Source organism: Flexithrix dorotheae DSM 6795, assembly GCF_000379765.1.
Lineage (GTDB): Bacteria > Bacteroidota > Bacteroidia > Cytophagales > Flammeovirgaceae > Flexithrix > Flexithrix dorotheae.
This window is the reverse complement of the sequence record NZ_KB903498.1, coordinates 1-24,051: the sequence shown is the minus strand read 5'-3', so window position 1 is coordinate 24,051 and position 24,051 is coordinate 1. Positions and strand designations below refer to the sequence as shown.

The 24,051-nt window shown below is 38.0% G+C and carries 18 protein-coding genes; 12 read left to right on the top strand and 6 right to left on the bottom strand.

Going from position 1 to position 24,051, the window contains the following annotated elements; genetic code table 11:
* Positions 1–72 precede the first annotated feature (72 nt).
* Complete coding sequence (locus tag A3EM_RS0135895) at positions 73–1,584, bottom strand: DUF5605 domain-containing protein (protein ID WP_020533078.1); 1,512 nt, start codon at positions 1,582–1,584, stop codon at positions 73–75.
* A gap of 280 nt (positions 1,585–1,864) precedes the next feature.
* On the opposite strand from A3EM_RS0135895, the gene A3EM_RS0135890 reads away from it, so the two are divergent.
* Genes A3EM_RS0135890 through A3EM_RS0135880 form a run of 3 tightly spaced genes read left to right on the top strand, consistent with a single transcriptional unit; the run spans position 1,865 to position 6,200 of the window.
* On the top strand, positions 1,865–2,506 hold the full coding sequence (locus A3EM_RS0135890) for a GntR family transcriptional regulator (RefSeq protein WP_020533077.1): 642 nt from the start codon (positions 1,865–1,867) through the stop codon (positions 2,504–2,506).
* Between the two features lie 10 nt (positions 2,507–2,516).
* Entirely contained in the window at positions 2,517–4,343 is a 1,827-nt protein-coding gene (locus tag A3EM_RS0135885) for a DUF5060 domain-containing protein (protein ID WP_020533076.1), read from the top strand.
* Positions 4,344–4,364: 21 nt separating this feature from the next.
* On the top strand, positions 4,365–6,200 hold the full coding sequence (locus A3EM_RS0135880) for a DUF5060 domain-containing protein (RefSeq protein WP_020533075.1): 1,836 nt from the start codon (positions 4,365–4,367) through the stop codon (positions 6,198–6,200).
* A 73-nt stretch (positions 6,201–6,273) separates the two neighbouring features.
* Here the strand turns inward: A3EM_RS0135880 and A3EM_RS0135875 are convergent, their stop codons facing one another.
* Entirely contained in the window at positions 6,274–7,068 is a 795-nt protein-coding gene (locus tag A3EM_RS0135875; protein WP_020533074.1) for a hypothetical protein, read from the bottom strand.
* Positions 7,069–7,423: 355 nt separating this feature from the next.
* On the opposite strand from A3EM_RS0135875, the gene A3EM_RS0135865 reads away from it, so the two are divergent.
* Positions 7,424–8,827: a sialate O-acetylesterase gene (locus tag A3EM_RS0135865; RefSeq protein WP_020533072.1), complete on the top strand. Its 1,404-nt coding sequence runs from the start codon at positions 7,424–7,426 to the stop codon at positions 8,825–8,827.
* A gap of 214 nt (positions 8,828–9,041) precedes the next feature.
* On the opposite strand, the gene A3EM_RS0135860 is transcribed toward A3EM_RS0135865, so the two are convergent.
* Complete coding sequence (locus A3EM_RS0135860; protein ID WP_020533071.1) at positions 9,042–10,073, bottom strand: zinc-dependent alcohol dehydrogenase; 1,032 nt, start codon at positions 10,071–10,073, stop codon at positions 9,042–9,044.
* A gap of 403 nt (positions 10,074–10,476) precedes the next feature.
* Between A3EM_RS0135860 and A3EM_RS0135850 the strand changes: the two genes are divergently transcribed.
* The 4 genes from A3EM_RS0135850 (at position 10,477) to A3EM_RS46665 (ending at position 14,185) form a co-directional block, all read left to right on the top strand.
* Entirely contained in the window at positions 10,477–10,965 is a 489-nt protein-coding gene (locus tag A3EM_RS0135850; protein ID WP_020533069.1) for a sll1863 family stress response protein, read from the top strand.
* Positions 10,966–11,382: 417 nt separating this feature from the next.
* Positions 11,383–12,189 carry a patatin-like phospholipase family protein gene (locus A3EM_RS44730; protein WP_020533068.1) on the top strand — a complete coding sequence of 269 codons (807 nt, stop codon included), beginning with the start codon at positions 11,383–11,385 and terminating at the stop codon, positions 12,187–12,189.
* A gap of 186 nt (positions 12,190–12,375) precedes the next feature.
* Positions 12,376–12,549 carry a YqaE/Pmp3 family membrane protein gene (locus A3EM_RS47270; RefSeq protein WP_083925371.1) on the top strand — a complete coding sequence of 58 codons (174 nt, stop codon included), beginning with the start codon at positions 12,376–12,378 and terminating at the stop codon, positions 12,547–12,549.
* Positions 12,550–12,616: 67 nt separating this feature from the next.
* Entirely contained in the window at positions 12,617–14,185 is a 1,569-nt protein-coding gene (locus tag A3EM_RS46665) for an OmpA family protein (RefSeq protein ID WP_020533067.1), read from the top strand.
* A 67-nt stretch (positions 14,186–14,252) separates the two neighbouring features.
* Here the strand turns inward: A3EM_RS46665 and A3EM_RS46660 are convergent, their stop codons facing one another.
* The gene (locus A3EM_RS46660; protein ID WP_157638249.1) at positions 14,253–15,614 is read right to left on the bottom strand and encodes a sensor histidine kinase; all 1,362 of its coding nucleotides are present in this window, start codon (positions 15,612–15,614) and stop codon (positions 14,253–14,255) included.
* Positions 15,615–16,124: 510 nt separating this feature from the next.
* On the opposite strand from A3EM_RS46660, the gene A3EM_RS44715 reads away from it, so the two are divergent.
* From A3EM_RS44715 to A3EM_RS46655, 3 genes are all read left to right on the top strand, one after another.
* Complete coding sequence (locus tag A3EM_RS44715) at positions 16,125–17,210, top strand: PAS domain-containing sensor histidine kinase (RefSeq protein WP_169513457.1); 1,086 nt, start codon at positions 16,125–16,127, stop codon at positions 17,208–17,210.
* 63 nt (positions 17,211–17,273) lie between these two features.
* Positions 17,274–17,681, top strand: a complete 408-nt coding sequence (locus tag A3EM_RS0135820; RefSeq protein ID WP_020533064.1) for a response regulator — start codon at positions 17,274–17,276, stop codon at positions 17,679–17,681.
* 11 nt (positions 17,682–17,692) lie between these two features.
* On the top strand, positions 17,693–19,666 hold the full coding sequence (locus A3EM_RS46655; RefSeq protein WP_020533063.1) for a sensor histidine kinase: 1,974 nt from the start codon (positions 17,693–17,695) through the stop codon (positions 19,664–19,666).
* A 44-nt stretch (positions 19,667–19,710) separates the two neighbouring features.
* Here A3EM_RS46655 and A3EM_RS0135810 read toward each other — a convergent pair whose 3' ends face one another.
* On the bottom strand, positions 19,711–20,928 hold the full coding sequence (locus tag A3EM_RS0135810; RefSeq protein ID WP_020533062.1) for a glycoside hydrolase family 117 protein: 1,218 nt from the start codon (positions 20,926–20,928) through the stop codon (positions 19,711–19,713).
* 343 nt (positions 20,929–21,271) lie between these two features.
* Positions 21,272–22,609, bottom strand: a complete 1,338-nt coding sequence (locus tag A3EM_RS0135805; RefSeq protein ID WP_020533061.1) for a Gfo/Idh/MocA family protein — start codon at positions 22,607–22,609, stop codon at positions 21,272–21,274.
* Between the two features lie 611 nt (positions 22,610–23,220).
* On the opposite strand from A3EM_RS0135805, the gene A3EM_RS44705 reads away from it, so the two are divergent.
* Positions 23,221–24,051: fasciclin domain-containing protein (locus A3EM_RS44705; protein WP_020533059.1), on the top strand; the 831-nt coding region annotated here is incomplete at its 3' end.

Sequence of the window (24,051 nt, the reverse complement as noted above, 5' to 3'; positions counted from 1 at the left end):
CATAATAACAAATTAAAAAAGGGTAAGTCTGTGAACAGACCTACCCCAATTTATCATTTTCCCAATGTCAGGCTACTTCCTCCTCATCCGAACCGCCAAATATTTTTTGCTGGGCAAATCCATTTTTACCTCATTGGTAAATTCCCCTATGGATTGGATTTCCATATTCCAGGTATCAATAAGATCCACCTGATAAGCGGCATTGTCGGGTAATTTATAATTGTATACCTCATTGTTTTCTTCTCCCAGATAATGCAATATATAACTGCCATTTTCTCCAATAAACTCCTCCTCATCTTTACTCTCCAACCCTGCACCAATTTCTTCCACTATACCTTTTAAAAATGCTATTCTCTCCGGAGTTTCTCCATACAAAGTCCCGCCTTTTGCCCACCAGAGAATATCCTCAGGATGCTGGAAGGTTTCCCCATGACTAACATATCCACCTCTTACTGTAGCCACCCAAAACTTATACATTAATTCTTCCGCTGAAAGATTGCCCCAGACATCCGGAATATTTCCCTCATAACCAACCTCATCCGCAACTATGGGTTTTCCATAATCCTCCCGCCATTCATTCAATGGTTCCACATCTTTTACCTGAATACTTGCATGCGTAATCCAGGGTCTGGTAAAGTCATAAAATCCACTATTGGCATTATGAATAGAAATCAGATGATGATAAGGATCATTATTTTTTACAAACTGTCCGAGTTCTTCCCAATCTTCCTCAGAAAAATCATCCATTAGCTGGTATTCATTTGCCATTGACCACCAAATATTTCTATATGCCCCCAACCTGGCCATTATATACCTCAGATATTTTTTATTGGCCTCTTCACCCATTCTACTAAAACCCCATCCTACGTAATCGTAAGGATGGAATAAAATCACATCTGCTTCAATGCCCATCTCTAGGAGTTGCGCTATTCTTCTGTCATAATGCTGGAAATATTCATAATTGATTTTATTATAATCGAACTGGCCATCCGAACCTCTTAAAAAAGGATACATGGGCGGTTCATTCTGGCAATATTTATAGTTTTTAGGAAAAACACACATTCTCACTTTATTAAAAGCATTTTCAGACAGCGTTTGCAGAGTCTGTTCTTCCAAATCCTCCCCCTGCCAAAACCAGGCATAAAGGGTAGTACCAAACGGGAAATAATTTTCCCCATCGCTGTAGACAAAATGATACGAATCCTGCACTTCTACCTTACCGTGATTTTCCGATGAAGGTGCAATACAATTAATTCCTCCTTCTTTGCCATTTAAGGAATCAATTTCACTGGTTATTTTATAGGTCCATAAACCATTATCAGAAGGCATAAATCTGAGCTTGTAATTTCCATTTCCATCGTAAAATCCATCTATTTCCCTACTTTCCCCATTGTGTGTAAAAATTCCACTCAACGGTGGGGTAGAATAGGTATCTTCCAGTTCCTCAGCCTGAAAAGAGAGTTCTAGTACATCCCATTTTTCTACATTGGGATAGTCTGGATTAATCGAACCTTCATCTTCTATAAAAACATCTGTGCATGATGTTATAATTAAAAACGAGAAAAAATAAGCTAATCTGGTCATGTTAAAAAATAGTTTTCAGTTTGGTTGAAAAAATCTTGTTGCCTAGATTAAAGCAATAAGTGGGCTTAACCTGAAGAAACCCCTGGAATAAGTTGGTTTTTAACAAATTCATTCCTCAAAACTCATCCTTATTTTACTTTCCCAGGCCCTAGAATTTCTTCAAATTCTTCATTTTGTATTCCCTTTTCGGTAAGGGTTTATGCCGCTTTAAAATGTTTTTATAGAGGAATGGATTTTTTTAAGTAATTTCGTATACGGTATACGAAAATAAGGTCTAAAAATGTCTAAGATATCCAGTGATGAATTAAGTCAGCAAGCTTACAAAAAGGTTAAAGCCATGATTATGTCCAAAAAACTGCAACCTGGCCAAAAAATCGTTCAGGACAAACTTGCAGAATCCCTGGGAATCAGCCGTACGCCTTTGAGGTCGGCCCTTCAAATGCTGGAAGCAGAATATCTGGTGGAGTCGGTCCCAAGGCGGGGAATGATGGTAAAAAAGTATAGTGATAAGGAAGTGATTGAAATATACGATTGCAGAATGGCATTGGAAGAAGCCGCTGTGAAGTTATTTACAGAAAATGCTTCCCATACTCAGGTAGCAAAAATCCGAAAACTATTCCAACCATTTTTAACCCAAACTCCAAAAATTGAGGTGACTGCCTATAAAAAGGCTGACATGGAATTTCACGATTCCATCCTGCAAAATTGTGGAAATAGTTTTCTGTACAGGCTTTTTCAGAAAGGAAATTTGCTGTTTCTGATTGATATTATTGGTCTGATCAGACCACCTGAAGAAACCTTACCAGAACACATGGATATCATTTCAGCAATTGAAAAAAAAGATGCCAATCAAGCGGTTATACATACCAGAAATCACCTCAATCTTTCCAGAGAACTTATCATCAAAAAGATTCAGGATTAAACTCAAGAAAATGAAAAAAACTAAACTATTTAAGAAACTGTTCATTCCTTCCATTTTAAGTTTATTGGTTTTGGCTTTTAGCGGTCGTGCTCAAACCGGAAAAGGAGTAGCCATCACCGGAGAACTGAAACAATGGCATAAGGTGACACTCACTTTTGATGGCCCGGAAACCGGTGAAGACGATGCTTTCAGCCCATTTTTAAATTACCGGCTTATAGTTACTTTTTCTAATGGAAAACAAACTTTATCAGTGCCAGGTTATTTTGCGGCTGATGGAAATGCTGCCCATTCCGGGGCTACTTCCGGCCACAAATGGAGATGCCATTTTGTCCCTTTCTCAACTGGCGAATGGAAATGGGCCGCCTCATTTCGGGAAGGATTTAAAGTGGCCATAAATGATTTTCCCATGGCTGGAGAACCTATGGCATTCGATGGAGCTTCCGGCTCATTTACCATTTCTGCGAGCGATAAACAGGCTCCTGACTTCAGGACTCAGGGCATGTTGCAGTATGTAGGTGAGCATTATTTGAAATTTGCTGGTTCGCAAAAATATTTTCTTAAGGGCGGAGCAGACAGCCCTGAAACACTTTTAGCCTATGGGGAATTTGACGGAACCCGGGATAAGGGAGGAATTCCCCTTCCTGCCCTTGAAAATGGATTGCATTATTATAAACCTCATATCAATGATTGGCGGGAAGGTGACCCAACCTGGAAAAATGGCAAAGGAAAAGGTTTGATCGGAGCCATCAATTATTTGAGTTCAAAAGGAATGAACTCTGTTTATTTCCTTACCATGAATGTAAATGGGGATGGAAATGATGTTTGGCCATGGATTGATCCCTGGACTCACTATGTATTTGATGTCAGCAAACTCGACCAATGGGAAATCGTTTTTTCGCATATGGAGCGAATGGGAATTATGTTACACATAGTTACTCAAGAAACTGAAAATGATAATATACTGGACGGTGGGAAATTAGGTGATACCCGAAAATTATATTTCCGGGAACTGATTGCCCGGTTTGGACACCATTTGGCCATCACCTGGAATTTAGGAGAAGAAAATAATAATTCTGCTGAAAGTATTAAGGCATTTTCCGATTACATCGCTGGATATGACCCTTATCATCACCCAATTGTAGTCCACAACGGCATTTATAAGGAGGAAGTAAAATTCAGGCCATTGCTCGGCCATCAGACTTTTCACGGTCCCTCTCTTCAGGTGATGCCCTGGATTAGAACACACGATCAGATTAAAATCTGGAGGGAAGAATCTGCCAAAACGGGTCACCCCTGGATGGTTTGTCTGGATGAATTTGGACCTGCAGACAGAGGTACCCTTACCGACCAGGAAGATTACTGGCACGACCACGAGCGAAAAGATATTTTATGGGCCAGTTATATGGCAGGAGCTGCCGGAGTAGAATGGTATTTTGGCTGGCAAAACGATGGATCCACCTCCGATTTGGCCAATGAAGACTGGCGAAACAGAGAGCACATGTGGGAACAAACTAGGTATGCACTGGATTTTTTTCACCAATATATCCCTTTTTGGGAAATGGTTTCTGCCGATGAATTAATTGCTTCTCCAACTGATTACTGTTTTGCCAAAGCAGGGGAAGTTTATACTATTTTTCTCCGGAATGGCGGAACTACCAGGGTAAATCTAAGCGATGTGAAATCCAGTTTTGAAGTGAAATGGTACAATCCAAGAACCGGAGGAGAATTACAGGATGGCTCAGTAAAATCATTAAAAGGTGGTGACTGGAAAGAAGTGGGGACTGCACCAAATGATCAGGAAAAGGACTGGGTAGTTTTGATTCAAAGAAAAAAATAAGTTCACCATAAAACATTAACCATGAAATTATTAATTTTCATTTCAGGCATATTTTTTCTAATTGTAAGCTGTTCTCCTGAACAGGAAGAAGTGGTAAAAGCCTATCAGCAATGGCACACAATTACCCTGCCTTTTGATGGACCTGAAACTGCTGAAAATGCACCTGACAATCCATTTTTGAATTACAGATTACAGGTAACTTTCCAACATCAGGATGGAACCGAATACGATGTCAGGGGATTTTATGCTGCAGATGGAAATGCTGCTGAAACCAGCGCAAAAGCAGGAAAAGTATGGAAAGTGAGATTCACTCCGGACCAACTAGGGAACTGGAATTATAAAGCTTTCTTTTATCATGGAGAAAAGGTAGCCCTGAGTGACAATCTGAAACAGGAAGAAACAATAAAACTGGAAAATGCTGAAGGAAAATTTAAAGTTATTTCCTCAGAAATTTCTGGAAAAGATTTTAGAGGACACGGTAGAATAGAGGCTTCTAACGGTTTTTTCAAATTCAAAGACTCTAATAACTACTGGCTCAAAGGGGGTACCAATAGCCCGGAAAACCTGTTGGCCTTCAAGGATTTTGACGACACTTACCGCATGCTGGCCGAAGCAAGAAAGGGAGAAGCTGCGGCTCCCAAGGAAATCCATGAATACAAACCTCATTTAAAAGACTGGAACGATGGAGATCCAACCTGGCAAAATGGAAAAGGGAAGGCCTTAATCGGTGGAATTAATTATTTGGCCTCGAAAGGCATGAACTCCATTTATTTTTTAACGCTGAATATCAATGGGGATGGAAAAGATGTCTGGCCTTATCACACTCCGGATGATTTTACCCGGTTTGATGTCAGTAAATTGGCCCAATGGGAAATAGTTTTTAATCACATGCAGGAAAAGGGTATTTTGATGCATGTGGTATTACAGGAAACTGAAAACGAAACCATGCTGGATAATGGTGATACCGGAACCATTCGAAAATTGTATTTACAGGAAATGATTGCCCGTTTCGGCCATCACCTGGCTTTAGTCTGGAATTTAGGAGAGGAAAATGGTCCTGCTCCCTTCTCACCCATTGGGCAAAATGACGCTCAGCGAAAGGCTATGACCAGTTTTATCAAAGAATCTGATCCTTACCAGCATCCTGTGTTACTACACACTCATTCTCATGATCCGGTTCGAAGTGTAATTCTGGATTCCATCATTGGATTTAAGGATTTAGATGGCCTTTCTTTACAACAAGATAAAAGGGAAAAAGTATTTGAAGTAGTTCAGGAATGGAAAGAGAAAGCCCGAAATTCAGGACATGAATGGCTGATTACCATGGACGAAATAGGCATGTGGCATACCGGTGCGCAATCCGATTCTCTCGATCCTCAGCATGAGACTTTAAGAGGAAATGTTTTGTGGGGAACTTTGATGTCTGGTGGGGCTGGTGTAGAATGGTATTTTGGAGCAAGAAATTTACATACCGACCTTAATTCGGAGGACTGGCGCAGAAGAGACCGGCTCTGGGAACTGACCAATATTGCTGTCACTTTTTTCAATACTCATCTGCCTTATTGGGAAATGTGGCCGGCTCCTGAACTGGTAAAACCCAAAGGAGCATTTTGTTTCCGCAAAACAGATGAAATCTATGCAATTTATTTACCTGAAGAGGGAAATTATTCCATCGACCTCAGTGAAACTTCAGGGGAGTTTCAGGTGCATTGGTTCAATCCGCTAAAAGGTGGTGATTTAAGTACCGGATCTTTAAAAACAATTGAAGGAGGAAAAACTGTTCAAATAGGAAATCCTCCGGAAATTGAGGATGCACATGAAAAGCAAGACTGGGTGGTTCTATTAAAAAGAAGTTGAAAAAATCACTTATTTATATTGGCCACAATTGTCTTTTCCTGACAATTGTGGCTTCAAATTTTTAATGGAAAAATTATTCTTCCATTTCTTTTTTGTGATGCTTTTTATCTTTCCAAATGATAGACTGAACTTCCATAGTTTCTAATTCAGCTTCCGTGATTTCATTTCCCTCCATATCACTGGCACTCATAAGGTACATGACATTTGACTGATCATCATACAAAAAAACCTGGCCTTTATGGACCATATGTTTTATTTCCTTTCGAAGTTTTTTTACCTCCTTCCCGCTCATCCCGGCTTTCACATTATAAATATCCTGGTGTTTGTCATCTGCAAAAATAATTTGTTCAATTTCATTCGTCTGAAGATTGGTTATTACCTGTATTGTAGCCTGAGTTTCCCCTTTTTTCCCGTAAGCCACCACTGTTTGGGTTTCTTCTAAAGGAATAGCCATTTCTGTGACCTCCACAGTTTCCAGCATTTCAAAATCTTTTTCCATAAGATTGGCTTCCAAAGCCTTCATGGTTTCCATTTCGATGCCTGAAGTCATTTGTTCTTCAGCTTCTGTATTGCCAAGTGGAGATTCTACACCGGCTTCTTCTACAACAGTTTCATCAGAGGCGGATTCTTCCATAGCAGGAGTTTCCATTTTTGCTTCTGCGGAAAGTGGAATCTGGTCATAATGATGTTCTTCAATGATCCAGATATCTTCTTCCACCACTACATCTACAATTTCTTCGGCAGGTTCCTCCATTTCCTTTGTGGAGGATTCCTTAGCAGAATTGCAACTTGAGAAAAGGATGGACCCAAATACAAAAAATGCCAGGATTGAAAAAATGCAGACTAGTTCATTTTGAATTTTTTTCATGATTACATTTGGTTAGAATGGATTAAAAATTACTTTAGGATAATAGTTATTCAATAGGTTAAAAAACCTGATTAAGCTCCATCTAATAAAATAATCACTGGTTGTGTTAGTCATTTCAGAAGGTATCTTCTAAAGAAGACCTTAAATTCCTTCTTTTTACAAGATACGGGTTTTCCCGGAAACTTCAAATCAAAAAATTCATCAAAAAAGGCTAATGCGAAAAGAGCCCATTCTATTTTGGAAACACTCAGGACTTTTTCATCCATATTATTTCAATTATTATAGAAAGTTGTTTGATTTAGAATCAGGAAATCACTAACATTTTGGGTTCAAATACCCTAAATAAAAAACTGAAATGAAAAGATTCAAACAAACAAGCATTCTACTTATCTTATTATTTATATCCGGCATCTCCCGGGCTCAAATCGAACTTCCGGTCATTTTTGGAGATCACATGGTTTTGCAACAACAAACCGAAGTTGCCATTTGGGGAAAGGCCTCCCCCAAAAAAGAAGTAAAAATCACCACTTCCTGGGATGGTAAAAGTTATACTACTTCCTCGGATAAAAACGGGAAGTGGAAACTCAAAGTAAGTACCCCGGAAGCTGGAGGACCTTATGACATTACCATTTCTGATGGTACTGAATTAAAATTAAATGATGTGCTGATAGGAGAAGTCTGGGTTTGTTCCGGGCAATCCAATATGCAAATGATTATGAAAGGCTATTTCAATCAGCCAATTCTTGGAGCAAATGAAGCGATTGCCACCTCATCAAATGCATCCATTCGGCTAATGACGGTAGAAAGGGAAAAAACGCTGGAAGAACAGCCCAATTTTAAAGGAGAATGGAAGGAATGCAATCCGGAAAATGTGGCTCAATTTAGTGCAACAGCCTATTTTTTCGGTAGAATGATTCAGGATGCGCTAGACGTTCCGGTAGGTTTAATCTGTTCGAGCTGGGGGGGGACCAGAATTGAACCCTGGATCAGTGAAAATGGTTTTGAAAAATTCGACTGGGTGGATTTACCCGAAAAAGATTTAGAAGAATTTTCCCAACAAACACCTACCGTTTTATTCAATGCCATGATCAACCCCATGGTGGGCTATGGCATAAGGGGGGCCTTGTGGTATCAGGGAGAAGCCAATAGAAACGAACCAGGCAGATATGAAAAACTAATGCCCGGGTTAGTGGAAAACTGGAGAAAAGAATGGGGCATTGGGGAATTTCCATTTTATTATGTGCAAATTGCTCCTTACGATTACGGCATGAATGGACAGAATTCTGCCTATCTTAGAGAAGCCCAATTGAAAGCTTCCACAGCTATCCCCAATATAGGAATGGCCTGCGTGATGGATGCCGGGGAAAAAGACTGTATTCATCCTGCTAATAAAAAAGCAGCTGGAGAAAGGCTTGCCTTTTTAGCTTTAGCTAAGACCTATGAACAAAAGGGAATAGAATTTTCAGGACCTGTTTTGAAGGACATGAACATTGAAGGCAATATCATTAAATTGACTTTTGATCATGCCAAATACGGACTGACTTCATATGGAAAAGAACTGAGTCATTTCAAAGTAGCAGGAGAGAATAAAAGATTCTATCCGGCCAAGGCGATTATTACCAGAGAAGGAATTACCCTGATTTCCCCGGTAGGAAAACCGGTAGCCGTTCGCTATGCTTTCGATGATTTTGTGGTTGGGGATTTATACAATACAGATGGACTTCCAGCTTCTTCCTTCAGAACCGATGATTGGGAATAAGTCGTTGAATTTTGCCTGAAAATCAATTCCGCATTTGTAATGTAAATTAACTTGTATGATTACATTACAAATGCGGATCTTAAGTAGTAATTCAAAATTAATCGTGGATTATTTTGCCATAAAAGACTGATATAGAGATTATTATTCCTCGGAAATAATAGCACAGGTGCTTAATTCTATCCGCCAACTTGGAAATGGGACTCCAATATCATTTTTACTTGCTACAATCAATCAACACATGGATGGCGCTTTCTCTGTTTTTATCATCCCTCAATTTGAAAGCCTCTGCCACTTCTTCCAGGTCGTATCTATGCGTCACCATTTCCACCGTATTCACCAATCCGTCCTGTACCAGCTGCAGGCCTTCCTGCCAAAACCTGCGCATATCAATATCTCTTTTGGGCTCTGTAGAGAATATATCTACTCTTTTTTTATGCATTTTAAAGAAATCAAATTCCCCGGTACAAGGACCAATACAGCCATACATCACAATTTTTCCTCCAAAAGCGACCGCATTTAGGGCATCGATCATCCCATTGCCCTCCAGCAAACAGGGAATTACCACATCGAAACCATCGGGAAAATCTTTCCCTACTACCTCCATGGTGGGAGTTTCTTCCGTGGGTATCAGATAAGTATGGGTAGCACCATATTTTTTCGCTAGTTCCAGGTTTTTTTCATGCAAATCCGTAACCACCAAATGCTTTGGGCTAAACAGAGCCATAACCTGAGTCATCACCAAACCGCTTACACCCTGCCCAGTAATTAGCACAGAAGTATTCGCCTGAACTTCAGACAATTCGGCTGCATGTAAAATTCCCGGAAGTACTTCCAATGAACTGATTTCTTCATCAGGAAAGTCATTGGGCACTACTTTCACATTAAATGGCGAGCAAACGATATATTCGGCAAAAGCACCCCATACATACCGGCACGACACTTTCATGCCCTTTTTTAAAGTGTGTACATTTTTGCCAACTTTATCGATTATGCCAGATACTTCATGGCCAAGTCTGGCAGGAAATGTCATAAATTCCGGTTTTCTTATGCCTCTGTAAGTTTCGATATCCGATCCACAGATACCTACATATTTTATCTTAATCCGAATTTCTTCTTCACCTGGTTCAGGGATTTCAGCATAATTCATGGAAATATTAAATGGATCATTAAGTACTGCAACCTTTTGTGCATTCGGATGATTTTTTTCTACAAAGGATAAGGAGGCAATCTGCATTTTAGAGGCCATAATTCAAATTTTTTCGGATTGATGAAATTAAACTGTTCTGCACTGTTATGTAAAAATATAAAACATCCTTCCCTTTCCAAAAAACGATAAGATTACTCCTCTTTTCCAACTTCCTCAATCAATTCCCTGATGTACCCCTGACGGATTCAGATTCCTGAAAACATTAGTGAAGATATGCCCGCAGGTTTTGCCCAAATGGTTTTTACCTGTTGATTTCAAATTCATTATAATTTTGAGGAAGGACAGCCTTGTTGGAGGAATTTTTTTCACAATTTACACTTCAGGATGTAGAAAAATTCCCCAATGGAATTAATGTAAAAGGGCTATAATACGTAATCAGGACCTATTTTATAGACTGGCATAATCTTCTGACCAATAGTTATCAAACCAAAAAACCTAAGCCATGAAAAGGAAGCACAAAAAGAAAAAAAACGGATTTTTTAAAACTTTTATGTTGGTGATATTGATACTGATTGGTGGATTTATTTTTTATGAAGTCTTTATTGATATAGATGATGTAAATGACCAATACACCAGTGAGGATATTGGGAAGGAATTAGGGGATATTCCAAAAGCTACAGGTAATTATGTGGAACAGGAATTGGAGGATTTGGAAGATGCCGCAGAATTGAGAATTAATATCATTGAGCAAGAAATTGAAAAACTTAATAACAACCTGGAAAAGGAAGGAGAAGAAATTTCAAGAGAAACTAAAGAGCGAATTGCCGAACTGGAAAGAAAAAAGGAAAAAATAGAATATGATCTTAAAAGGTTTCAGAACCGAACCGATGAAAACTGGGAAGAACTCCGAAAAGATATCAATAACACGCTCAAAAACGTAGAAGAAGATCTGGATCAACTCTTTAGCAAGGATAATATAGCCAATTTCTAGAGATTAACGAACTTTCCCTTTTTTTGATCTTAAGTAGAATTCAGAATTAATCGTGTATTATTTTGCCATAAAAGTCTGATATAGAGATTATTGTTTCTCGGAAATAATAGTTCCCGGTGTGGAGCACGGGTGCTTAATTTCCCTCATCAGAGGAAGATAGATTTAATTTCAATTAGTTCTATCTTCCTTTTTTTATTTTCAATACCTGTTTTTATTGTCCTCCAGTGCCTTCTAATAAACCACCAGAGGAAAGTTCCCTACATTTTATGTTGATCATTTTCCCCAAAACCACACCCATTTTTCACCAAAATCAGTCCCTATTTGTTCCCAGAGGATCATTGCTGGTTTTGTACAGAAATTGAATCACAACAATTGGTAAAATCAAGAAAATAATCAATCAGTTATTTCAATAAAAAAATGGAAAAGTATAATACAGGCCTGGTTTTAAGTGGTGGAGGAACTCGGGGAATTGCCCATATTGGAGCACTTAAAGCATTAGAAGAACTCGGAATAAAACCAGATGTAATTTCAGGAGTAAGCGCAGGGGCATTGGTAGGCGCACTATATTCCAGTGGTGTATCACCTGAGGAAATTTATGACCTGCTTTGCAAAAAGGAATTTTATAATTGCTCAAATTTAAGCTTTGGTTTCAAAGGATTCATGGAAATGACAGGTTTGAGGAAAGACCTGAAAAACCATTGCCTGTCCACTTTCGAATCTCTTCAAATTCCCCTTTTTATAGGAGCAACCAATCTAAATACAGGCCAAATCCATTATTTTAAAAGTGGGGAACTTTTAGAACCATTGGTGGCTTCGGCAAGTATTCCCATTCTTTACAATCCGGTTACTATTGATGGCCAAAGCTTTATTGACGGAGGAATTGTAGATAATATGCCAGTCACTCCCTTGTTAAATAACTGCCAGAATCTGATCGGAGTAAATGTAAACCCAGTTAATGAAACTGATAAAGTAGATAATATCATGGATATTGTTTCCCGAACTTTTCAGATTGTATCCAGGTCCAATGTAGAAGGGAAAAGATTATGCGATGTGCTTATTGAACCAGGAGAATTGGTGGATTACAGCTTTCTAAATAATGCTAAGGCCAGGGAAGTATTCGATATTGGATACCACACCACAATGGATCAGTTAAGAAAATTTAAACTGAACAGGAAAATGGATTTCCCGCGAAATATATTGAAGCGGTTAGCAAAAGCCTCTTAATTTATAGTGAAATTCATCAGAAAAGGGTGTGAAATTTTATATACAAATACTGTGGTGATGAAACAACATGCTGGGAAATTTTTTCCAAAATATCGTCCTTAATGAGCAAATAAGCCACATTTAGGAATATGGCTTCATTTTTTTACCATGTATAAAAACTAACCATTAAACTAAAATTTTAGAACCATGTCAATCCTAAGTATTATTCTGACAATATTATTACCCCCTCTACCTGTAGCCTTACATAAGGGATTAGGGGGAGCATTTTGGCTATGCCTTTTACTTACGCTTATTGGATGGCTTCCAGGCGTAGTTTACGCATTTTATACCCTTTCAAATCCAAGCCCAAATTCTATTTAAACTTTTCTATGCCAGACTCCAAATGGTACTGAAATAGAAATTCTTTTTTGACTAAATATTTATAATCATGCGAAAACAACACAAAATTCAACCTAAAAAATTTAAAATCAGAACAGGAATTATACTTTCTTTTCTGTCTATCATATGCTTTTCTTTTTCAGCAAATGCACAAAAGAAAGATAATTTAAAAACGGAATTATTCCACTTGACCGATAAAATTTATGATAAAGCAATAAAAGCGGATGCTCACCTACTTGCTCCTGAGGCTTATGCAAAAGGAGTAGAACATTACAAAGAAGCTGAGGAAGACTTTCAGGATGAAGATGATTTAAAAGAAATAAAGGAAGAACTCCAAAAAGCCACACAGCATTTTAAAAGAGCTATCGATCATGTAGACATTGCAGAACCCACATTTTCCAATGTTATGGCTGCCAGAAATGATGCTATGGAAACAATGGCCCCAAGCGCTGTTTCGGAAAAATGGGAGGAAGCTGAAGAATGTTTTAAAAATGCTGCGGAAGAACTGGAAAACGGTGACCTTGAATCTGCCAAAAAAGAAGGAGAGAGAGCAGTAGCACTTTATCGTGAAGCCGAGCTGGCTGCTATAAAAACTACATTTTTGAATAATGCATCTGCTTTAATTGAAAAAGCTGATGATATGAAAGCTGATAAATACGCTCCAATTACTTTCAACCGGGCTAAACAATTATATAAAAATGCTGAAAAAGAAATTGAAGCGAATAGAGAAGATACCGATTATGCCAGGCAACTGGCCAAACAATCGGAATTCGAAGCCAGGCATGCCATTTATCTTGCAAAAAATATAAAAGAGTTTGAGGATAAGGATTACACTATGGAGAATGTGCTGCTCATGTCGGAAGAACCCCTGATGAAAATTAGCTATGTACTGGGTACTGATATTAGTCTGGATAGTGGGTATGATGTAATTGTGAGTGATATCCTTAATAAAATTGCCGAAAACCAGGAAAAAATAGGCAACTTAAGCTATGATTTATATGCCAGCCAGCAGGAAATTTTTGACCTTGAACAGTTCATTACCGAGCAGAAAATGTTCTATGAATTGAAGCTGAAGCAAAAAGAAGCTATCGAGGAAGAGAAAGTCCAGAACCTAAAAAGTGAAGTAGCTGTCATTCAGGAAAAGCAGGATCTGCTTAAGAACAGAATGGAAAGAAGAGAAATGATAGATGCTTCCTACAAAAAAGTAGAGCAAATTTTTGACAACACTGAAGCTAAAGTATTCAGACAAGGAGATGACATCATAATGCGATTATCAGGGGTTAATTTTGAAGTAGGAAAATCTTATATTCCCGAGGAAAGTTATGCCCTGCTCAACAAAGCCATTTCAGCAATTGATGAATTTAACAATGTAAAAATCGTAATTGAAGGCCATACCGATTCCAAGGGTGGAGATGCCTTAAATCAGACTTTATCTGAAAGGAGAGCTAAAGCTGTGATGGAATATATGGTGAACAACTCCGGATTAACGAAAGAAAACATCCATTCGAAAGGATATGGGGAAACCAAACCACTTGCCAGTAATGAAACCAACAAAGGCAGAGCCCAAAACAGAAGGATTGATATTGTCATAAAACCTGTTTTTGAGGAAATGCAGTAATATTTATGCTTAAGAAAAGGCTGTCCGAGGCGGACAGCCTTTTTTTTATCTATCAAAAAATATCTTTTCAGGCATCTATTAAAGTCTTTTTCTCCTGTTTTTTGGGTAAAGAAACATAAAAAATACTTCCATTATTCAGTTCGCTTTCAAGGGAAATTTTCCCGGAATTCTTGGTTACAAATCCTTTGCAAAGCTTAAGTCCTAGGCCTGATCCACCTTCATTATTAGTCCCTTTCATCAGATAATCTGAATCAATCTCAAAAATGGTTTGTTGGACCTTGGTATCAATTCCGATACCCGAATCTTTAATAGCTATTTGAATTTGGCTGTCCTGATCTACACCTGAAATCCCAATAAACCCACCATCAGGCGTATATTTAATCGCGTTAGAAATCAGGTTATTGAATACCACACTCATCATTTTATAATCTGCAAAACATTTCAGGTTATACTCCATATCAATTTTAACTTCCAGATTTTTCTCCTCAATTTTATCTTTGAATAAGTCCACACTTTGTTCAATCAAATCCCTTAGCTGAAATAAAACGGGTTTTATTTCAATGGTTCCGGATTCAGACCTGGCCCATTGCAACAAGTTGTCCAGTAGGGTAAAAGTTTTTTGAGCAGACAGGTAAATAGAACTGATTATTTCTTCCCTGAATTTAGGAGAAATTTTTTCGTGTTTTTTAAGTAAATTTTGTCCCAATTGGGTGAGGGTGCCAATAGGTCCTCTCAGATCGTGCGCAATGATGGAAAAGAATTTATTTTTCTGGTGAATTAACTTTTTTAATTCCAATTTATCCTTTGCAATTTTCAATTCATCCACTTCTTTGAGGATAAGTAAAAAGCCAAAACTTCCTACTATAATATCCATTTCCCCAAGCACAAAAATGATGTTCAGGGTAAAATACTCATTTACCATAAACCTGAATTCTTCCTGAAGGTAAAAAAGGTGAATACCATGAATGGCCCATCCCAAAGCAAAGAGCAAGAAAATAAAACCAAATACTGCCCTGAATTTAGAATTGTTTTTGGCTAACAACAGGACGATACCTCCAAATCCTAAAGTATAGGTACCCAACACAGCCGAAAAAATGCCCTTCACATAATCAGGGGTTTGTTGCGGAATTAAATTAAACATAAAGAAAATGGCAAAAGGGATGGCAAGTGCCTTCAATTCCCTTTTTCGAAATTGGTTGTCGGAGGAAATAAAACAAAAGACCTCCAGAGAAATTCCCAAAAACAAAAGAATTCCCCCAATATTTTGGGAAATGAATTCAGGAATAGTAAAACGAAAAGCCAGTGCAAGTAAACCCAGAGAGTAGAATATTTTGGATAATACAAAGGTGGAAAATACCCAATTTTTTTTACCGGTGAAAAACATGTAGAACAAACACAATATGATTACATATGTAAGGCTTATACACATGAATAACATAATTGTTTTCGATTGAAAAATCATCTTAAAATAGCGTTTAATACAGTCTTAAAAATAACCTTCTTTAAAATTAAAGTAAGGCTTCAGGCTAAGCACTTAAGGATTAGCTGAAAACAGGCAGGTTGAAATAATTTTTGCACTTCAAAAAAAAGTGCGGTGGTTTGCTGGTAATTTTAGATTGTTTTCAATCCAAGTCTCATTAGAAATTTGAATACAAAAAATAAATCCTCTATAGACTTATTTTCAGGAACGAAATATTAAAAAAAAATTGCAAACTATAATAGAATTTATTAGTTTAAATTCCCTCAGGATTGCACAGGGAAAGGGTTTTTGGTTAAAAACTTGAATTTTATCTTAGCGTTTGTTTTGATATTTGTGAGTTAGAAAAAAGAATTTTTCCACTCTTTAAAATTTAAGCTGTTTTTCTTCTGATTATTCAATTTTCCTGGTATTAAAACAAAGCTCTCCTGAAATCACCTATTTACCTGACTGTATATGAAAATGGAATCCAGCCTTAACCCATATTCAGTGCTTAACAGCCTGAATGTTGGAATATATGTACTTGGTTTGGAATCGAGGGAAACCAAAGAATTCCGGAACCTGTTTATCAATGATGCCAATTCAAAAATTGTAGGTATAGATTTTAAACCTTTTGTAGGAAAGACACTTCGAGAATCTTTTCCGGATGCCTATAAACATGGCTTACCCGACAAATATCTGGAAGCCATAGACAAGCAGGAAATCATAATTATTGGAGATGTGACCTATGGAGATGACAAAATCGCCACCCAGGTGTTTAACCTTAAAGTCATCCCAGTTGATAAAAAAACTGTTATTCTGCTGACAGAAAATGTATCCAAACTCCGAAAAACGCAGGAAGAATTAATCTTAAAGAACAAAGCCCTGGAGGAAAAGAATAAAGAACTGGAACAATTTGCTTATATCACTTCTCACGATCTACAGGAGCCCCTCAGAACGATCAGCAGTTTTGCTGCCATACTTGGTAAGAATTACAAGGATCAGTTAGATGAAAAAGGAAAACGAAGTCTGAATTTCATAATTGCGGCAGCTGACAGGATGAAAAACCTGATCAAAATTTTACTTGATTATTCCCGAGCAGGCCAGGAAAACATAACCAAAAAAGTGGATTGTAACATTATCTGTAACAATATACTCGATGACCTGGAAATTAGAATTAAGGAATCGGGTGCAAAAATTCAAATAGAAAAGTTGCCAGTAGTGGAGGGATATGAAACCGAGCTAAGAATGCTTTTTCAAAATCTGATCAGCAATGCCTTAAAATTTAAAAAACCCGATGTAGCCCCTTTAATTTCCATAAACGCAGGTAAAATGGATGGTAACGGGCATTACAAGTTTTGTATAAAAGACAATGGTATTGGGATTCAAAAGGAAAATCTGGATAAAGTTTTTGATATTTTTCAGCGATTAAACCACCGAAATAAGTATGAAGGATCGGGTATCGGGTTAGCCCATTGCAGGAAAATTGTAAACCACCACAAGGGGAAAATCTGGCTGGAATCTACTCCGAATGAAGGAAGCTCATTTTTCTTCACCTTAAACCTTTAAAAAAAACCTTAATTCAAGAAAAAAAAAACGACTGTAAATGAACACAACTTAAAACTGAGGACGATGAAAAAAAAACTAAACTGTATTTTATTAGTGGATGATGACGAACCTACTAATTTCCTCCATGAGATGGTGATTTCCGATTTTGATTGTACCGAAAAAATAGTATCTGTGCAGGATGGAAATGAAGCATTGGAATATTTAAAATCTAGCCACAAGGACAAACCAGACCTGATTTTTCTGGATATCAATATGCCTGGGATGAACGGATGGGAATTTTTAGAGGCATATCAGCATTTGGAAGAAAAGCAAAAAGTAAGTGTGGTTGTAATGATGCTCACCACTTCTCTAAACCCTGATGATGAAATAAAAGCCAAAAAATATGATTTGATTCACGGCTATAAAAAGAAACCATTAACTGAGGAAATTCTTAAGGAAATTATCCATACTTATTTCCCTGACAAATTGTAAAAGGCTAATGAATGAAAAAATTTTTAGCAATTAAGGGAAGTGAAATATTAACGGGTATTGTTTTACTGGTCAGTATATTGGTAATGGGTGGATGGTTATTTCAATTTAAGGCCGTCCTGAGTATTATTCCCAATAGTGCTACCATGAAATTTAATACTGCACTTCTCTTCTTTTTATCGGGATTATGCGTGGTTTTACTTGGGAAAAATCAATCCTTTTTTAAGGCACTCAACCTGGTTTTTGCAGGCATTATATTATTAATTTCCCTGCTCACCTTCTCCGAGTATTTTAATGTACTGGATAAAAATATCGATAACATGTTTGTCACCGATAATTATTCTAGCATTAATCACGGGAGAATGTCCATGGCGACAGCTTTTTGTTTTGCTTTATTCAGTATTGGCTTGTGGGGTAGCTTTTCCGATAAGCAAATGATCAGAAGCCTGTTTCCGATATCTTTTTTAGCGATTGTAGTCATTGCATTTATATCCGCGATTACCTATATCCTCCTTATTCCTTCAGAAAATAAGAGCCCATTCTTTCAAACAATGGCTATTCATACGGCTTTTTTATTTTTAATACTTACTTATCTCACCTTAAAGAAAGGCCCAGACTCAGAAATCACCAGACTGCTTTGGGGGAAATCTCCGGGAAGCAAAATGATGAGACGATTATTGCCTTTTATCCTCATTCTTTCTCTGGCTCTTGGTTTTCTTTTGCTTTTAGCCATCAATCGCAAACTGGTAGCCACAGATTTCGGAGTCCTCTTATTTACTATTTCTTTTATTTTATTAAGTGTTATTTATATTTCAATAATAGCCCAAAAATTGAATATAGCTGAAATCAAAAAACTAGAATTGGAGCAATCCCTGTTGGCAAAAAATAAAGAACTCCTCCAGTATAAGTATGGGTTAGATCAAATCGCAATTACTGCCATCACCGATAAAAATGGCGTCATTGAGGAAGTAAATGACCACTTTTGTGAAGTTTCAAAATATTCACGGGAGGAGCTCATTGGAAAAACTCATGCCATTATTAATTCAGGTTTTCATTCCAGAGAATTCTTTAAAGCCATGTGGCAGACCATAAAATCGGGGGAAATCTGGGTTGGGGAAATAAAAAACAAAACCAAGACAGGTTCCTATTACTGGGTGGATACTGCCATTATTCCTTTGAAGGATGAAAAGGAAGAAATTCAGCAATTTATAGCCATCAGGCAGGATATCACTGAACGGAAAAAGGCAGAAGAGATGCTTTCTTCTCAGTACGTAAAAAGGCTGGAACAAAAAAACAGCGAACTGGAACAATTTGCCTTTATTGCCTCACACGATCTACAGGAGCCACTGCTTACCATTACTAATTTTTCTCAATTACTACAAAAGAAAAACAACCAACATTTGGATGAATTGACCCAAAAAAGTCTTCTGTATATTCATAAAGCTTCCAGTCGCATGAGTACTCTGATTAGAGGATTGATGGAATATAGTAGAATTGGATCGGGAATGGAAATAAAAACTGTAGATTGTAATTCCATCCTAAGCGAAATCAGAGATGAACTTTCTACCCAAATCAGCTATACAAAGGCCAGGATAAAGGCAAACGAACTTCCACAGTTGATGGGGCAGTATGACGCACTTAAGCAACTATTTCTTCATTTAATCACTAATGCCCTAAAATTCAGAAACCCGGATCTACCTCCACAAATTGAACTGAGCACCAGACAAAATCAAGACTTTTGGGAATTTCAGATCAGGGATAACGGTATAGGCATTTCAGAAAAACATTTAAATCGAATTTTTCTGATTTACCAACAATTAAATACGCGGAAACAATTTGCAGGTGAAGGTATAGGGGTTGGCCTGGCCTATTGCAAAAAAATTGTTGAGCTACATGGCGGGAAAATTTGGGCGGAAAGCCATACGGGAAAAGGGAGTACCTTTTACTTTACCATTTCAAAAGAACTGGCAATGCAGGAACTGGAATAATCCAGTTACATACATTGCCAATTAAATAATCCCCACAAAAACTTTTATTTCACCTTCACCCCTTTGGCTAAATGAACGGTTTTTCTCCTGGAGGAAAACCTCATTATACTCTGGTAATCTCCATTATTATAGATGTGTGTAAGCCCCCATCTTAAGATTTCAGTAGGTTCTTTTTCATTATCACTGGCCCTGTTCAGTCCAATGGCATGTGGAGCATCTTTAATAGACGCCATGATTTCAAAATTGATTCCATCCGGAGCCCATTGAATGGTGTTTTTCTCCGGTCCGTCTGTGGTTATTAAAGAGGCAATCCCTCCATTGTAAGGCCAAACACAGATTTCATGGCCACTGTTGCTTATAGGATTGTAAGGAGATTTCACGTAAGGACCTTTAGGGTTGTCGGCAATAGCCACACCATGTCTGATTTGCCTTCCACCGAAAGTAATTTCTTCGCCCATTTGCTCCCCTTTATAGTAAAGGTAAAATTTCCCCTTATAAGGTATAATACATGGATCGTGAACTTTATGACTGTCAAAGTCCCCTTTCTTTTCGACTAAAAACCTGTTTTGTTCTTCTCCTTTCCAGATTCCATTATCCGCAGGGCTCAGAATAGGCTCCTCACTTTTAGTCCACGGGCCATCGGGAGAATCGGACCAGGCCAGCCCAACCTGATTTTTTACCCTTACATTATATGGAGATTTTACGGTTTGGTAACACAAATAGTAAGTCCCTTCATGCTCCATGATTTCTACCGTGAAAACTGACCTGTCATCATAAGCACCTTTTTCACCACGGGGAACCGCCATTCCTTCTTCTTTCCATGTCCAGCCGTCTTCAGAAGTAGCATACCAGATATCACATCTATCCCATGGGAAAACTTTTTCAGTTTCTATATCACCTCCAAAACCCTGAGTTGGCCCGGTACTTTTGCTGTACCAGACATAATATTTTCCATTTACCTTTATCATGGCACTGGGATCTCTCCTGACCACTCCTTCTTCATATTTCAAGTCTCCCTTAAGCGGCTGTACAGCCCCAAATTCTATAAACCATTCATTTCCAATATCCGGCCAGGCCAGTGCCCTTTTTGAAGCCGCACTCAGGTATTCCCTGTTGGTAATGCCCAGTTTATCCAGCTTTTCATCCGAAATATCTACCGAAGTACTTTCCACCGATTCATTGGTTTGTCCTTTGTTTGGTGTAGGAGCATTACACCCGGCTGCCACTAAAATAATTAACCAATAAATTAAATTCTTTTTCATCTTTCTCATACTAATAATTGATATTATGTTTTAGTTAATGTCCAGTTTTCACTGACTGAATCCTGGATGAAATGGGACAGAAGTAATTGCCGAAAAACTGAACACAGGGAATTACCTCTCAACCTCGTAATTGATAGTCATAGCACAATTATAGTATTTAGCGGAAAGGATAACCTAAAAAACCAACTAGACATAAACTAGATTGGAGAAAATTTTCTTGTCAAGATAGGGAATTATAAGATGTGAAGCCAGAATTTTTGAGATTGGTTATTTATAAATAAAAAAACACTGACCAGATTGTTAAATCTAATCAGTGTTTTAGTGCTGAGCGGTAATGCTATATTTAAACTATTTCAGGCACTTCATATCCCTCGCGATAATTTCTGGTTAACATCGCATCAGCCTCAGGATCGTTCACGAAAGTTTCGGATTTTGGATTAAAAGTCAACACCCTGTCAAGCCTGTAGGCAATATTGCCAAGGTGAGCCAAACCAGAGGATAAATGAGCTGTTTCCACCGGCCCATTCAATATGGTTTTATCATGCTTTCTTACTGCCTCAATAAAATTGGCAAAGTGACCATCAGTTCCTCCTGCTCCTCTGTCCATACCAGTTCCTGACTCTCCCCCATCCGATCCGGATTTTCCTGGTGTTCTGTCTTTGCCTAAATACGTTTTATATTTATCATATCCATCTACCACTAAAATTCCCTTATCTCCATAGAAAATATTTCCTACTGTCACATCATCCTCTGTATTGGTACACCACGGACGAACTTCAAATTGAATGATTTTCCCTTCATCAGGGTATTTATACACTGAAGTCAATACTTCTGGCACTTCTTTACAGTCATCCCAAAGAAATTTTCCTCCCATAGAAGTAATTTTAGAAGGAAGCCCTACATCCAGTCCCCACATACACAAATCAGTTTCATGTATACCCTGGTTTCCAACATCACCATTCCCATAATCCCAGTGCCAGTGCCAGTTGTAATGCACCAGGTTTTTGGTAAATGGACGTTTGGGAGCTGGTCCTGTCCATAAATCATAATCAATACCATCTGGTACTGGTGAAAATCCCTGGTCACCAATATCTCCTCTCCATCTGAAAACCAGCCCACGAGCCATATATACATTTCCAATATAGCCATCTCTTATCAAGCCAATAGCTTCCCGAACTGCCGGAGAACTTCTCAATTGTACACCATGTTGCACAATCCTGTCATATTTTTGGGCCGCTTCTACCATTTTTCTTCCTTCCCAAATATTATGAGATCCGGGTTTCTCCACATAAACATCCTTTCCTGCCTGGCAGGCCCAAATTACTGAAAGTGCATGCCAGTGGTTTGGAGAAGCAATACTGACTACATCAATATCTTTGTTGTCCATAACCCTTCTTAAATCCTGTTCAAGGGCTACATCCTTATTGTAAGTTTCTTTAAAGCTCTTTTGGCGTTCCTTCAAAAGGTTCATATCAGGGTCACACAAGATAGCCAGGTTTACATTATCCTGAGCCATTAGGCTTTTGATATGACTTTTTCCCCTTCCATTTACACCTAAAACCGCAGCATTTATCCGGTCATTGGCGCCAAAAACTTTTGAAGGAATAATTGTAGGAGCTGCCACAGCCACTGAGCCAGCCACAGCAGTTTTCTTAATAAATGATCGTCTAGATAATTCCATTATGTTTAGTTTAAAAATAAGAATTAGGAATAATTCATTATTTGATGTTTAAAAATATGCCTTGAGCATGCCTGGAATTTAACTTTTCAGGGAAAGCTATAAATTTCACATGTGCTCCAAAAGCCTGTTTAAAGTTGAATATACAACCAAAAGATCAGAAATGCTCAAAAAAAGAAAGCTTAAGTAAAACTTAAGCTCTTTAAAAATAGATAAATTTTTACAAATCGTTGACTAAATATTGAAAACCCAAATCAATTATTTTGTCTGACTCCAAATTAATTACTCTGTTGGCTTCAATCAAGTCAGAATACCTTGAAACAAGTTTTTTTAGGCTTGAAATAAGTTTTTTAGGTTATGTGCTAAATCGGGAATTGTGGTTATTTAATTACCAGTTTTTAAAAAGGGAGAAAATTCCTACTCCCTGGTGGTGCCAGAATTGAAATAAGGAAACTAAAAACCATATAATTCAACTGGATAGATGCAATCCATTCCTTTTTTCCTACGATTCACACCTTTATTCAAACAGTTCACTATGTAAAGTCTCATCAATTTATTTTAAAGGGAGTTCGATAGATAGTTTAATATCATTGATCAAATTAACGCTTATTATCATGAAGAAAACTCTATCTGAAACTTTGAGGCAAATTTTATTTGCACTCACAATTCCGCTCCTTTTTGCCCAGACATCCCTTGCACAGGACAAAACCATCGTTGAAATAGCCAGCGAAAATGATGATTTTAGTACATTAGTTGAAGCTGTAGTGAAAGCAGAGCTGGTGGAAACCTTATCTGGTGATGGTCCGTTTACTGTATTCGCCCCAAATAATGCAGCTTTCGATTCTCTTTTTGCCAGCCTTGGTGTAAATGGGATTGAAGACCTTTCCAAAGAAGCTTTAACACCAATTTTATTGTATCACGTAGTGGGAGGCACAGTGCTTTCTACAGATTTAACAGACGGACAAATCGCTACCACCGTTAATGGGAATGATGTCAAAATTGGAGTTACTGATACCGGAGTGATGGTAAACGAAAGTAATGTAATTACTCCGGATATCATTGCCTCAAACGGTGTGATTCACGTGATCGATATGGTGTTAATTCCACCAATGAACATTGTAGAAATTGCTTCTGGAAATCCTGACTTCAGCATTTTGGTAGAAGCTGTGGTGAAAGCCGATTTGGTAGATGCCCTTTCCGGTGATGATGACTTAACCGTGTTCGCCCCAACTAATGATGCTTTTGTGGCACTTCTTGAAGCTACGGAAGGTGTTTCCAGTCTGGATGATCTGACCAAAGAACAAGTCNCTGATATTTTACTTTACCATGTACTGGGGGGAAAAACCTACNCTTCAAGCCTAAGTGATGGGTTGGTAGCAACTACCCTCAAAGGGGATGATGTGCAGTTCTCCATTTCAGACGAGGGTGCTAAAATTAATGATTCC

What these genes read in the sequence shown, in the direction of transcription:
- A3EM_RS0135850 (WP_020533069.1), top strand. Translation starts at nt 10,477, where the DNA reads ATGAAAAGGAAGCACAAAAAGAAAAAAAACGGATTTTTTAAAACTTTT.
- A3EM_RS0135875 (WP_020533074.1), bottom strand. Translation starts at nt 7,068, where the DNA reads ATGAAAAAAATTCAAAATGAACTAGTCTGCATTTTTTCAATCCTGGCA.
- A3EM_RS47270 (WP_083925371.1), top strand. Translation starts at nt 12,376, where the DNA reads ATGTCAATCCTAAGTATTATTCTGACAATATTATTACCCCCTCTACCT.
- A3EM_RS0135860 (WP_020533071.1), bottom strand. Translation starts at nt 10,073, where the DNA reads ATGGCCTCTAAAATGCAGATTGCCTCCTTATCCTTTGTAGAAAAAAAT.
- A3EM_RS0135805 (WP_020533061.1), bottom strand. Translation starts at nt 22,609, where the DNA reads ATGGAATTATCTAGACGATCATTTATTAAGAAAACTGCTGTGGCTGGC.
- A3EM_RS0135890 (WP_020533077.1), top strand. Translation starts at nt 1,865, where the DNA reads ATGTCTAAGATATCCAGTGATGAATTAAGTCAGCAAGCTTACAAAAAG.
- A3EM_RS0135865 (WP_020533072.1), top strand. Translation starts at nt 7,424, where the DNA reads ATGAAAAGATTCAAACAAACAAGCATTCTACTTATCTTATTATTTATA.
- A3EM_RS0135810 (WP_020533062.1), bottom strand. Translation starts at nt 20,928, where the DNA reads ATGAAAAAGAATTTAATTTATTGGTTAATTATTTTAGTGGCAGCCGGG.
- A3EM_RS44715 (WP_169513457.1), top strand. Translation starts at nt 16,125, where the DNA reads ATGGAATCCAGCCTTAACCCATATTCAGTGCTTAACAGCCTGAATGTT.
- A3EM_RS0135820 (WP_020533064.1), top strand. Translation starts at nt 17,274, where the DNA reads ATGAAAAAAAAACTAAACTGTATTTTATTAGTGGATGATGACGAACCT.
- A3EM_RS46665 (WP_020533067.1), top strand. Translation starts at nt 12,617, where the DNA reads ATGCGAAAACAACACAAAATTCAACCTAAAAAATTTAAAATCAGAACA.
- A3EM_RS44730 (WP_020533068.1), top strand. Translation starts at nt 11,383, where the DNA reads ATGGAAAAGTATAATACAGGCCTGGTTTTAAGTGGTGGAGGAACTCGG.
- A3EM_RS0135895 (WP_020533078.1), bottom strand. Translation starts at nt 1,584, where the DNA reads ATGACCAGATTAGCTTATTTTTTCTCGTTTTTAATTATAACATCATGC.
- A3EM_RS0135880 (WP_020533075.1), top strand. Translation starts at nt 4,365, where the DNA reads ATGAAATTATTAATTTTCATTTCAGGCATATTTTTTCTAATTGTAAGC.
- A3EM_RS0135885 (WP_020533076.1), top strand. Translation starts at nt 2,517, where the DNA reads ATGAAAAAAACTAAACTATTTAAGAAACTGTTCATTCCTTCCATTTTA.
- A3EM_RS46660 (WP_157638249.1), bottom strand. Translation starts at nt 15,614, where the DNA reads ATGTGTATAAGCCTTACATATGTAATCATATTGTGTTTGTTCTACATG.
- A3EM_RS46655 (WP_020533063.1), top strand. Translation starts at nt 17,693, where the DNA reads ATGAAAAAATTTTTAGCAATTAAGGGAAGTGAAATATTAACGGGTATT.